The organism is Actinophytocola sp. (genome assembly GCF_050699915.1).
GTDB lineage: Bacteria > Actinomycetota > Actinomycetes > Mycobacteriales > Pseudonocardiaceae > Actinophytocola.
Map to the genome: position 1 here is coordinate 1 of NZ_JBOHGA010000198.1, position 11,595 is coordinate 11,595.

Annotated in this window: 9 protein-coding genes, 1 tRNA gene and 1 pseudogene; 7 read left to right on the forward strand and 4 right to left on the reverse strand. The window is 72.4% G+C overall.

From position 1 onward, the window contains the following. Both ACRDSK_RS26520 and ACRDSK_RS26525 read right to left on the reverse strand, forming a co-directional pair. Window positions 1-1,501 (reverse strand): diguanylate cyclase (locus tag ACRDSK_RS26520; protein ID WP_431444014.1); only part of this gene is annotated, 1,501 nt, incomplete at its 3' end. A gap of 52 nt (window positions 1,502-1,553) precedes the next feature. Continuing rightward, window positions 1,554-1,624, reverse strand: a tRNA-Gln gene (locus tag ACRDSK_RS26525). Between the two features lie 256 nt (window positions 1,625-1,880). Here ACRDSK_RS26525 and ACRDSK_RS26530 point away from each other — a divergent pair. Together ACRDSK_RS26530 and ACRDSK_RS26535 are read left to right on the forward strand one after the other, a co-directional pair. Continuing rightward, window positions 1,881-2,837: an acyl-CoA desaturase gene (locus tag ACRDSK_RS26530; RefSeq protein ID WP_431444016.1), complete on the forward strand. Its 957-nt coding sequence runs from the start codon at window positions 1,881-1,883 to the stop codon at window positions 2,835-2,837. 114 nt (window positions 2,838-2,951) lie between these two features. Beyond that, window positions 2,952-3,551 carry a TetR family transcriptional regulator gene (locus tag ACRDSK_RS26535; protein WP_431444018.1) on the forward strand — a complete coding sequence of 200 codons (600 nt, stop codon included), beginning with the start codon at window positions 2,952-2,954 and terminating at the stop codon, window positions 3,549-3,551. A 19-nt stretch (window positions 3,552-3,570) separates the two neighbouring features. Here ACRDSK_RS26535 and ACRDSK_RS26540 read toward each other — a convergent pair whose 3' ends face one another. Both ACRDSK_RS26540 and ACRDSK_RS26545 read right to left on the reverse strand, forming a co-directional pair. Continuing rightward, complete coding sequence (locus tag ACRDSK_RS26540; protein WP_431444019.1) at window positions 3,571-4,575, reverse strand: hypothetical protein; 1,005 nt, start codon at window positions 4,573-4,575, stop codon at window positions 3,571-3,573. 99 nt (window positions 4,576-4,674) lie between these two features. Further along, a complete protein-coding gene (locus tag ACRDSK_RS26545; RefSeq protein WP_431444020.1) occupies window positions 4,675-5,901 on the reverse strand; it encodes a PQQ-dependent sugar dehydrogenase in 1,227 nt (408 codons plus the stop codon). 67 nt (window positions 5,902-5,968) lie between these two features. Between ACRDSK_RS26545 and ACRDSK_RS26550 the strand changes: the two genes are divergently transcribed. The 5 genes and pseudogenes from ACRDSK_RS26550 to ACRDSK_RS26570 form a co-directional block, all read left to right on the forward strand. Then, window positions 5,969-7,516 (forward strand): hypothetical protein, encoded by a 1,548-nt coding sequence (locus ACRDSK_RS26550; protein ID WP_431444021.1) that lies wholly within the window; start codon window positions 5,969-5,971, stop codon window positions 7,514-7,516. 252 nt (window positions 7,517-7,768) lie between these two features. After that, window positions 7,769-8,668, forward strand: a complete 900-nt coding sequence (locus tag ACRDSK_RS26555) for a LysR family transcriptional regulator (RefSeq protein ID WP_431444022.1) — start codon at window positions 7,769-7,771, stop codon at window positions 8,666-8,668. 126 nt (window positions 8,669-8,794) lie between these two features. Then, the gene (locus ACRDSK_RS26560; RefSeq protein WP_431444024.1) at window positions 8,795-9,550 is read left to right on the forward strand and encodes an enoyl-CoA hydratase/isomerase family protein; all 756 of its coding nucleotides are present in this window, start codon (window positions 8,795-8,797) and stop codon (window positions 9,548-9,550) included. 194 nt (window positions 9,551-9,744) lie between these two features. Further along, window positions 9,745-10,209, forward strand: a complete 465-nt coding sequence (locus ACRDSK_RS26565) for a pyridoxamine 5'-phosphate oxidase family protein (protein WP_431444025.1) — start codon at window positions 9,745-9,747, stop codon at window positions 10,207-10,209. Window positions 10,210-10,354: 145 nt separating this feature from the next. After that, window positions 10,355-11,595 (forward strand): annotated as a pseudogene (locus ACRDSK_RS26570) (transcription-repair coupling factor); the annotation flags it as partial.

The following is an 11,595-nucleotide window of genomic DNA, read 5'->3' on the forward strand; positions in this document are numbered from 1 at the left end:
CCCCCACCGCGGCTCGGCGCAGCGCGGCCGCGGCGGCGAGCAGCGGCGCGCCCGGCAGCAGCACGATGAACTCGTCGCCGCCGTAGCGGGCCACCATGTCGCTGCCGCGCAGGGTGTCCCGGATCGTGCTCGCGACCACCCGCAGCACGTCGTCGCCCTCGGCGTGGGACAGCCGGTCGTTGACGCCCTTGAACCCGTCCAGGTCGACCAGTGCGATCGCCAGCGGCCGCCGGTCGACGGACAGCTCCGCGAGCCGCTCGTCCAGCGCGCGGCGGTTCGGCAGCCCGGTGAGCGGGTCCTGCAGCGCCTGCCTGGCGACCGTGCCGTGCCGGCGGGCCAGCCGCTCGTGCTCGCGGCGGGTGGCGAGCGTGGCCGCGCGCGACTCGCGCATGTCCCACAGCTGGCTCTCCAGCTCGGCCACATAGAACTGCAGCGCGCCGATCGTGCGGTCGCCGTCCTCGTCGCCGCCGGAGAGCCGGGCGTACTCGCGGATCACGCACAGCAGCAGGGCCGGCTCCGGCGCGGAGTTGTCCAGCCACTTCTGCACGTCGGTGAGCACCTCGACGGCATCCTCGATCCGGTCGGCGCGCTCCAGGCAGCGGGCCAGCGCGACGGCCACGAAGATCGCCTCGCGCGGCGGCGCGTTGTCCAGCAGCGAGTTCAGCCGGGCGATGTACTCCGGGCCCGGCGCGGCCAGCGCGTGCGCGGCGCCCACGACCGCCAGCTGGTCGGCGGCCGGCAGGTCGCTGCGGCGCGGGAACAGCGACTGGTGGAACGGCGCCTCGACGTCGCCCGCCATCGCGGCCGCGCGGGTGAACCGCTCGGCGGCCTGCTCGTCCTCGCCGATCCGCTCCAGCCGCAGGCCCCAGCCCAGCTGCATGCGGCAGCGGGTGACCAGGTGCATCGAGATGTCGTGCGGGCCCGCGCCGTTGCGGATGTACCGGTGCGCACGGCGCATGACCTGGTCGCCGACCTCGTAGACGCCCAACTCCATCAGCACCAGGCCGAGGTCCATGAGCGTCGACGCCATCAGCACGTCCCACACCCGCGGCCCGAACTCGGCGTCCGGCGGCAACTTCTCGTCGAGCATCGCGAGCCCGACCGCGGCCTCGGTGAGCGCGACGTCCTCGGCGCCGGTCAGCAGGAACCGCTTGGCCCGCAACGCGTGCGCGTCGGCCTGCAGCACCAGGAACTCGTGGTGGGTGGAGTGGGCGAGAAACTCGTCCACGATCGTCTCGGCCTCCGCCGAGACCGCCCGTTCGGTGTCGTTGACCCGAATGACGGCCGACGCCCGAAGCAGCTGCGCGACCATCCGCGGCTCGCCGCGGTGGCGGACCTCGGCCAGCAGCCGGTCGAGCTCGTCGATGTGCCGGGAGCGGGCGCCGCGCTCGCTCACCTGGGCGATCGCGAGCAGCTCCCGGGCGCGTCCCACCAGCCATGCGTCGGACCGTTCGTCCAACGCCGGCAGGTCGACATCCTCTCGCTCGCCGCCGCCATCCACGCCTGGCCGCCCAACCTTCGTGCTGCTCGTCGTCCCGCTTCCCGCCCGGCAGCTCCGCCGCCAGGGATCGAACCTGGACCATCAGAACCAAAATCTGAGGTGCTGCCTTTACACCACGGCGGACCGTGGGCGCGGTGTAACACCCACGGTTGGACATCGTGGCATGCATGTTGGCGCGGGGGCAGTGGTACCCAGGCAGGAACGCCGGAGTGCGGCCAAATGGGTGTGACCTGCATCACTGACGAGCTTCGCCAGGGCCTTTGCATGCCGGGTCTGGCGCGTTCGTCGTGCATGTACCTACGCTGTCGTAGGTTACGGATCCGTAGGCGAGGCTGCCCTAACCGGACCAACGGGACACGACGAGGAACAAGAGGTACAGATGACGACAACCCTCGAGCAGACGCCGAGTGGAGCCGAGGCATCCGGCCCGAAGCCGGTCACCGTCGGCAGGCGCAACGGATGGACGCAGTTCGCCGTGTACCTGTTCATCCTGGTGCCGTTCGCGGCGCTGGTCGCGGCCGTCCCGTTCGCCTGGGGCTGGGGGCTGAGCTGGCTCGACGTCGGGCTCGCGGTGTTCTTCTTCTACTTCTCCGGCCTCGGCGTGACGATCGGTTTCCACCGGCTCTTCACGCACGGCTCGTTCAAGGCCAAGCGCGGGCTGCGGGTGTTCCTCGCGATCGCCGGCTCGATGGCCGTGCAGGGCCCGCCGATCATCTGGGTGGCCGACCACCGGCGCCACCACGCCTTCTCCGACAAGGAGGGCGACCCGCACTCGCCGTGGCTGTACGGCACCTCGCCGCTCGCGCTGGCCAAGGGCTTCTGGCACGCGCACATGGGCTGGATGTTCGACCGCAGCCTGACGAACGAGGAGCGCTTCGCGCCGGACCTGCTGGCCGACCGGGACATCGTGCGGGTCAACAACCTGTTCGTGCTGTGGACCGTGCTGACCTTCGCGCTGCCGGCCCTGATCGGCGGGCTGGTCACGTGGTCGTGGTGGGGCGCGCTCACCGCGTTCTTCTGGGCGGGCTTCGTGCGGGTGGCGATCCTGCACCACGTCACGTGGTCGACGAACTCGATCTGCCACATGATCGGCGAGCGCCCGTTCGTCAGCCGGGACAAGGCGGCGAACTTCTGGCCGCTGGCGATCCTGTCGTTCGGCGAGTCCTGGCACAACCTTCACCACGCCGACCCGACCTGCGCCCGGCACGGGGTCAAGCGCGGCCAGATCGACACCTCCGCACGGATCATCTGGATCTTCGAGAAGCTCGGCTGGGTGTACAACGTGCGGTGGCCGACCTCCCAGCGGTTGGCCAAGATCACGGTCGGCGCCGAGTAAACCGATCCACGGCTGTCGGTGTGTGCCCGTAGGGTTGCGCAGATGGCAGTCCGGCGGCGAGACCGCGTCCGGGCGCCGGCCGGTCGGGCCGGAGCCCCCGTTCCCCGCGTGCGGATGAGTGGGGAGGAACGGCGTCAGCAGCTGCTCGACGTGGCCAGATCGTTGTTCGCCGAGAAGGGTTTCGACGGTGCGTCGGTCGAGGAGATCGCGCACCGGGCGAACGTGTCGAAACCGGTGGTGTACGAGCACTTCGGGGGCAAGGAGGGCGCGTACGCCGTCGTCGTCGACCGGGAGATGCACTACCTGCTGACCTCGATGACGACGGCGCTCGCCGAGGACGCCCACCCGCGGCTGTTGCTGGAGCGGGCCGCGGTGTCGCTGCTGGACTACGTCGAGAGCTCGGCCGACGGCTTCCGGATCCTGGTGCGCGCGTCCCCGGTGGCGTCCTCGACGGGGACGTTCTCCTCGCTGCTCAACGACATCGCGCGCCAGGTCGAGGACATCCTCGGCCGGCAGTTCAGTTCGCGCGGCTACGACCCGAAGCTCGCGGCGCTGTACAGCCAGGCGCTGGTGGGCATGGTCGCGCTGACCGGTCAGTGGTGGCTGGACTCGCGGCGTCCGCGGAAGGCGGAGGTCGCGGCACACCTGGTGAACCTGTCGTGGAACGGCCTGCACCACCTGGAGAGCAAACCCGAGCTGCGCGAGGCCCCCTGAAACGCCTTCCAGGCTTCCGTCAGCCGCAGCGCCAGACCGCCGCGGAGTTGGTGCCGGCGATCACGGCGCTGCCGGCGAACGTGCCGTCGTCCGAGATCGTTCCCACGTAGACGTGGTCGTCGAACGTGCCGAACTCGTGCTCGAAGGTGCCGAGCCGGAACACCGAGTGGCTGATGTCGGGGTGGGTCGCCGAACCCACGATCATCCCGTCCCGGTTGACGTGCAGCCCTTCGGTGCTGCTGCCCAGCACTCGCGGCACGCGGTCGTGATCCCAGTACACGCCCTTGCTGGGCCCGTTGGTGCGGGCGCCGCCGGTGACCCGTCCGTTGGCGATGTCGGTGCCGGTCGGCTCGCGGGTGTTGGGCGGGGCCGCCAGCTTGGCCAGCACGCCGGCGCGCCACAGGTGCGGCCAGGCGTGGGCGCCCGCCTGTGCCCGGATGCCGACCAGCGCGGTGCCGTCGGTGTCCAGGCCGATCGCGTCGGCGTGCAGCGGGACGCCGGCCAGCTCCACGGGCGCGGCCGGCTGGTCGGCGGGCCAGCGCACCACGACCTGGCCGGTACCGCTCGTGCGGTTGACGTAGTTGGTGCCCAACACGTCGCCGGCGTCGTTGACCGCCGTGGCGACCGTCTGCGTAGCACCGGGTACCGGCAGCAGTTCGGTCCACTGCCCGGCGCGAACCAGGAAGGCCCGCTTGACCTGGCCCCACTGGCCGTAGGCGGTGTTCGCCAGGATGGTCCCGGCACGGTTCTGGTCCACCACCCGGATCGTGGTGGCCGGCGTGACGGTGCCGTGGTCGGTGACCGTGCCGTTCCGCCAGCTCACCACGTGGCGGCCGGACCCGGACCGGTAGACCGTGCCGGCGTAGCCGCCGGCGTGGTCGGTGCCGTCGACCACCCCGCCGCTGGTGCCGGTCGGCAGGGGCAGCGCCTCGGCCTGCCAGGTACAGGCCGCCGCCCGCGCCGTGGCCGGGGCGATCACCACCGATGCCAAGGCCAGGATGGCCAGTGGAATGGCACGTCTCACGACAGCTCCTCCCAGTTCGACTCGCACTGTCGTCGAACTGCCATGGAACTGGGCTCGCGCGCCGGGCCGCATCCTCGGCCGTGCGAAACCTCCCCGCGACTACCGCGGCGTCACGCGGAGGAGCTTGTCGTCGGTGCCGTTGGTCGTCGTGATGTAGAGGGCGCCGTCGGGGCCCGAGCGGGCGGCGCGCAGCCGGCCGAAGCGGTTGTTGAACTCCTTCGGGATGGACACCGAGTCCACGTCGCCCGCCTCGGTTAGCTTGAGCAGCAACACCTTCGCGCCCTTCAACGCGGTCACCACCAGCGCCCCGTTCAGCGCACCCCACTGGTCGCCGGCCAGGAACGTCGCCGCGCAGACCGCTTCCGTCGTCTCGCCCGACTGCCACTTCGCCGGGACCGCGTCCGGGAAGCGCTGCAGGTCGGTCATCGGCACGCTCTCGTCGTAGCCGCCGACCTGGCCGCCCTGCGACGGGTCCCAGCCGTAGTTCTTGCCCGCCTGGATCAGGTTGACCTCGTCGTTCGACGACGGGCCGTGCTCCGCGGTGAAGATCTGGCCGCCGTTCGGCCGGATGGCCACGCCCTGGATGTTGCGGTGGCCGAAGCTGTAGACGTAGCGCTCGTTCTTGTTCTTCGCGTCGATGAACGGGTTGTCGGGCGCCGGCTCGCCGGTGTTCAGGTCCAGCCGCAGCACCTTGCCGCCGAGGTTCGTCTTGTCCTGCGGGATGTTCCCCTGCGCGGTGTCGCCGGTGCCGAGCACCAGCACGCCGTCCGCGCCGATCGTCGGGCGACAGCCGGAGTGCCGGCCGGTGCTCAGCGGCAGCCCGGTGAGCAGCTCCTTCTCCCGCGTCGCGATCTTGCCGTCCTCGGCGAGGCGCCAGGTGACGAGCCGGATGTCCTGCGGGTCGCCGTTCTCCGTGTGCGTCTGGCAGGTGGTGAAGCGGCGCGTCTGCTCGAAGTCCGGGTGGACGACCATGCCCATCAGGCCGCCCTCGCCGTTGACGTACACATCGGACAGGTCGGCCTTCACCTGCGACACCTCGGCGCCCGGCTTCGCGCTGGACAGCAGCGAGATGCGCGCGGGCCGCTCGGTGATCAGCACCTTGCCGTCGGGCAGGAACCCGACGTCCCAGCCGTGCTCGAGGCCGCCGCCGACCTGCTCGACGAGCAGCGCCGGGGTCTCGGTGCTGCTCGGCGGGGTCGGTGTGGCCGACTGCTCGTCCTGCGGCGGTGGCACCTCGCCGACCTCGCGGTCGGCCGGCGCGTCGGTGCAGGCGGTGAGCGCGGCCATGGTGACTGCGAGGACCAGGAACTTCGCCCGGAAAGTCATGGGGTCCAGAATGCCGGTCCACGCGTCGCACTCGTGTGAGGACCCGGGCGGCTGGAGGAGATGCCCCGTGAACGACGACTTCATCGACTTCATGCGAAGTGACAGCTGGGACGACTACCGGCAGAACAAGCGGTTGCGTGGCCTCGAGGCGGATCTCTCCTCGGTCAGCGCCTCGCTCGCGTCGGCGCGGTCCAGCCAGCGCCGGCTGCACTCGGAGCTGTCCAACGTGCGCGGCTCGCTGGAGCAGCGGCTGAACCGGCTGTCCGCGGCGTTCGACGCGTTCGTGGAGATCAGCGACCTGCGGGTGACACTCGGCCTCTTCGACGCGCAGGGCCGGGTGCGCCACCAGGCACGCCGGCTGCTCACCGGCGAGGGGGCCGCCGGTGAAGTGTCCGATGTGGACGCTTACTGGCTCGCACCGGCGCTCGTGGCGCTGCGGGTGGCCGCCGACGGGGTCGCCGACACCGACTCGCTGGCGCTCGCCCGGGCCCGCGACGCCCAGCGCGCCACGGTGTTCCACGTGCTCGGCACCGGCCTGCTCGGCGGGCGCGGCACGGTGAGCGCCGAGACGCTGGCGGACGCGCTGCCCGCGCCGGGCACGGCGCTGCCGCGCTACGAGCGTGCCGTGTGGACACTCGCGGCGGACGGCTTCTTCGGCGAGTCCGGGTGGGAGCTGGCGCGGCGGCGTGGTGTCGAGTTCGTCCGGGCGCTGCCCGACGAGGCACGCGCGGCCGCCGTGAGCGCCGTGCGTTCGCTCGGTACCGCGGGCGCGAGTTCGGCGCCGCTGCCGCGTGAGCTCGAGGGTGTCGCCGAGCTGGGCACCGCGCTGTCGGCGGCGGCCGGGCTGTCGGCGCTGCGGGCGTGGGTCGAGTCGGCGCTCGCCGCTGCGCCGAACGAGCCGGCGGCGGAGGTCGACCCGGAGGTGCTGCGGGTGGTCGAGCTGCTGGTCGACGAGGGGAGTCCCGTCGAGCTGCCGCTGCTGGCGCGGGAACGCGAGCTGCGCGCGGTGATCGAGGGGACGGGCGACAAGGCGCGGGCGTGGGACGGACCCGCGGGCGAGACGATCGAGCTGCTGCGCAAGGACGCGGCCGACTCCGCGCGTCCCGGCCGGCGCGCCGCGGCGGTGCGGATCCTCGGCGACCTCGTGCTGGCGGCGGCCGACCGGCTCGCGGCGACGGCGCGTACGGACGCGCCGTTCCGGGTGGAGGCGCGCACGCGGCAGGGCACGGTGACGATCACGCCGGACGGTCCGGACACGGGTTCGGTGGCGCGGCTGCGTTCCCGGATCGACGCGGGCGCGGCCGTGTCCGGGCAACGTCGGGTTTTCGCGGGCGTGGCGCTCGCCGTGGCGGCGGTGTTCCTGGTGCTGGCCGGGGTGGCCGGCTGGGGCTGGCTCGTGATCGGGCTGACCGCGCCGCTCGTGGCGGCCTACCAGTGGCGCGTCGACGTCCGCGAACGCCGCGAGGCCACCGCGACCGCCGCGGCGTCGAAGGACAAGCTGGCCAAGGAGATCGACGGCCGGGTCGCCGCGCTGGCCGACTGCCGCGCCCGCCTGAAGGAGGCGCAGCCGCGGGTCGACGAGGACCTCAAGGCCCTGCGCGAGGCGCTCGCCTGACGTCAGGCCGCGGGGCGGGAGCGTGCCACGATGCGGTGGCACGCGCCGTCCACCACGCGCACCTGCAGCGAGCCGCAACTGCAGCGGCTCCACATCGTTTGGCCTTCGTGCGTCTGGTGTCGGGAGACGATCTGGAAGGGTTCCGCGTCGGGCCAGCCGCAGTGGGGACAGTGCGTCATGGGTCCAGGGTGGTGGCGGTGAACGTGTACGTCCACGTTGACTTTCCGAACGGCACCGTGAAGTATCGCCTACATGATTGACCTGCGCCGGCTCCGGGTGCTGCGCGCGGTCTCGCACTACGGCACCATCACCGCCGCCGCGAAGGCCCTGCACTTCACCACCTCGGCAGCGTCCCAGCAGATCCGCCAGCTCAGCCGCGAGCTCGACATCACCCTGCTCGAGCCGCACGGCCGCAAGGTGCGCCTCACGCCCGCCGCGCAGCGCCTGCTCGAGCACGCCGACGCCATCGAGGCGCGTTGGGAGCAGGCCGAGATCGACCTGCGCACCAGCCACGACGAGCCCGCCGGACTGCTGCGCCTCTGCGGCATCCCCACGGCCGTCGCCATGCTGCTCGCCCCCGCGGTCGCGCCGCTGCGCGCCAAGCACCCGCGCCTCGACGTGCACATCCAGGAGGTCGAGCAGCAGACCGGTTACGACCTGCTGTTCGACGGCGCCGTCGACCTCGCCGTCCTGGAGGCCACCCCCGACAACCCGACGGCCGGCGACCCGCGGTTCGACCAGCGCCCGCTTGTCGACGACGTCTTCGACCTCGTCGTGCCCGCCGACCATCCGCTGGCCGGCCAGGAGTCCGTGCGGCTCGGCGAGGCGGCGGGCGAGGACTGGATCCTGCCGGCGGTGGCGTGCACGTGCCGCCAGCACACGCTGTCCGCCTGCGGCGCGGCCGGCTTCACGCCGAACGTCGTGCACAACGCGCTGGAGTGGAACGCGATCGCGCACCTGATCGCGCACCGGCTCGGCGTCGGCCTCGTGCCGCGGCTCGCATACCTGCCGCCGCACCTGCCGTTGACGAGGCTGCCGCTCGCCGACGGCGCCGCACCCAGCCGCAAGCTGCTGACCTGCACCCGCGCCGGCGGCCGCGACCACCCCGCGATAGCCGCGACACTCGCCGAACTGGCTACCGTCGCCGCGTGAGTGTCGATCAGCGCCTGGTGGACGCGGCCAGGAACAGTTTGAAGAACCGGTGGCCCGACGCCGGATGGTTCGCGGACGGTGGCGAGTGGCCGTCCGCGCAGACGCATCGCTCGTGACCGGAGAACCATGACTCTCAGCCTGGAGATCGACGGCGCCGTCGCGACGTTGAGCATCGACCGCCCGGCCAAGCGCAACGCGATCAGCTTCGAGATGTGGTCGGCGCTACCGGGGCTGCTGGGTTCGGTGGCGACAGACGACGACGTGCGGGCGCTGGTCGTTCGCGGCACGGACCACTTCTCCGCGGGTGCGGACATCAGCGAGTTCGCCGCGCTGCGCGCCGACCCCGACGGCGCCCGCCGCTACGGCGCGGCCGTGCACGCCGGCGAACGCGCCATCGCCACGCTGCCGAAGCCGACGATCGCGGCGGTGCGCGGCGTGTGCGTCGGCGGCGGTTGCGAGATCGCGCTGGCGTGCGACTTCCGGATCGCCGCCGAGGACGCCCGCTTCGGCATCACCCCGGCCAAGCTCGGCATCGTCTACAGCGCGACGTCGACCAAGCACCTCGTCGACGCGGTCGGCCCGGCGTGGGCGCGGCAGATCCTGTTCACCGGCGAGCTCCTCGACGCCGCGACAGCGCTGCGGATCGGGCTGGTCAACGAGCTGTGCGCGGACCCGGTGGCTCGGGCGAACGAGCTGGCGACCACGATGGCGAGCCGCGCGCAGGTGTCCGTCCGCGGCGCCAAGATGATCATCGCCCGAATCACCGCCGGCCACTTCGACGAGGACGACTCCGTGCACGCCCTGTACGAGGCCTCGGTGCGGAGCGACGACTACGCCGAGGGCGTGCGCGCGTTCCTCGAGAAGCGCCCACCCCGCTTCTGAGGGAGTTGTCCACAACCGACCGGGTTGTCCACAGCAGACACTCGCCGCCCCGTTCTGTCGCCCCCGACCGATAGACTGGCGTTGAGGGGTGCCCCCGGAGAGGGTGGGGGCTGCCATCCAGAGGGCGGCGAAGCAGCATCCAGAGGGCGACTGGGATTCGGGATTCTGTCGGTGCCGCCGCGTAGGGTGCGGCCGTGCTAGTGGAGTCGTTCAGCGAGATCGCCGAGGAGTTCCAGGCGCGCGTCGCCCGCATCGCTTGGGCGACCGTGGCGACGGTCGGGCCGGACGGCGCACCGCGCACCCGGATCCTGCATCCCATCTGGGAGGGCCACGTCGGCTGGATCGGCACGACCGCCGGCAGCGACAAGATCCGGCACCTGGGCCGCGAGCCGCGGGTGAGCCTCACCTACTGGGATCCCGAGCAGGACAACGTGCACGTCGAGGCGATCGCGACGGTCGCCGCCGACCAAGCCGACCGGGACCGGATCTGGCAGCTGTTCGCCACCACCGAGCCGCCGCTGGGCTACGACCCGGTGCTGTTCTGGCCGAGCAGCACCGACCCGGTCTTCGCGCTGCTGCGCCTCGACCCGACCCGGATCGAGCTGACCGGACTGCGGCACCGATCATCCGGGCGAGCGCCGCTCGTCTGGCGTCCATAGGCGCACGGCGGCGGCGGCCGGCCGGCGGTCGCCGCCGAAATCCTGTCGGTGCCGCCACGTAGGCTGGTTACCGAGAACCCCTCCCATAGGCTCGTCCCGGGCAGGGGTGTGTCCGTGCGTGCTCGAAGCCAGGGGTGCATTCGTCTTGTCCAAGCCCAGTCCGCTCGCCGGTCTGCTCGAAGCCGTCCTGCCCGACCCAGCCCTCACCACGGTTCGCGACGCCGTCGGCGCGGCCAACCTCGAGCTCGAGGGCCCCACCGCCGCCCGCCCGCTCGTCGCCGCCACCCTCGCCGCCAGGACGACGGTCCTCGCCGTCACCGCCACCGGTCACGAGGCCGACGACCTCACCGCCGCGCTCACGGACCTGCTCGGAAAGGGCGTCGTGGCGGGCTTCCCGTCCTGGGAGACCCTGCCCCACGAGCGCCTCTCGCCCCGGGCCGACACCGTCGCGAAGCGCCTCGAGGTCCTCCACCGGCTCGCCCGCGGGGACGCGCCGCGGGTCGTGGTCGCCACCGTGCGCAGCCTCATCCAGCCCATGGCCCCGAACCTGGGCGACCTCGACCCCGTCCGGCTCGCGGTCGGCACCGAGCACGACTTCGATGAGCTCGTCGAGCGCCTCGTCGCCCTCGCCTACACCCGCGTCGACATGGTCGAGAAGCGCGGCGAGTTCGCCGTCCGCGGCGGCATCCTCGACCTGTTCGTGCCGACCGCCGAGCACCCGGTGCGCGTCGAGTTCTGGGGCGACGAGGTCACCGAGATCCGCCTGTTCGCGGTGGCCGACCAGCGCTCGCTCGCGGGCGAGGGCGCGGAGGTCACCGAGCTCACCGCGCCGCCCTGCCGCGAGCTGCTGCTCACCGACGAGGTCCGCGAGAAGGCCGGCGAGCTGGTCGGCCAGCACGCCGCGGACGCCCACCTCACCGAGATGCTCGCCAAGCTCGCCGACGGCATCCCGACCGAGGGCATGGAGGCCCTGATCCCGGTCCTCTGCGAGGGCGAGCTCGACCTGCTCACCGACGTCCTCCCGGACGGCGCCCACGTCCTGGTCGTGGACCCCGAGAAGGTTCGTACCCGCGCGCACGACCTCGTCCGCACCGGTCAGGAGTTCCTCGAGGCCGCCTGGATGGCCGCGGCCGGCGGCGGGAAGGGCCCGCTCGACCTCGGCCGGTCCGCCTACCGCGACCTGTCCGAGACGGCCTCGCACGCCCGCGACACCGGCCACCCCTGGTGGACGCTGTCCCAGCTCACCACGCCGGACGAGAACGTCGTCCAGCTCGACATCCGCCCGATCGAGGGCTACCGCGGCGACGTCACCCGCGCGTTCGCCGACCTGCGCGCGCACACCGCGACCGGCGGCGCCGCCGTCCTCGTCGTCCCGGGCGCCGGCAC

What these genes read in the sequence shown, in the direction of transcription:
- ACRDSK_RS26530 (WP_431444016.1), top strand. Translation starts at nt 1,881, where the DNA reads ATGACGACAACCCTCGAGCAGACGCCGAGTGGAGCCGAGGCATCCGGC.
- ACRDSK_RS26535 (WP_431444018.1), top strand. Translation starts at nt 2,952, where the DNA reads ATGAGTGGGGAGGAACGGCGTCAGCAGCTGCTCGACGTGGCCAGATCG.
- ACRDSK_RS26545 (WP_431444020.1), bottom strand. Translation starts at nt 5,901, where the DNA reads ATGACTTTCCGGGCGAAGTTCCTGGTCCTCGCAGTCACCATGGCCGCG.
- ACRDSK_RS26555 (WP_431444022.1), top strand. Translation starts at nt 7,769, where the DNA reads ATGATTGACCTGCGCCGGCTCCGGGTGCTGCGCGCGGTCTCGCACTAC.
- ACRDSK_RS26560 (WP_431444024.1), top strand. Translation starts at nt 8,795, where the DNA reads ATGACTCTCAGCCTGGAGATCGACGGCGCCGTCGCGACGTTGAGCATC.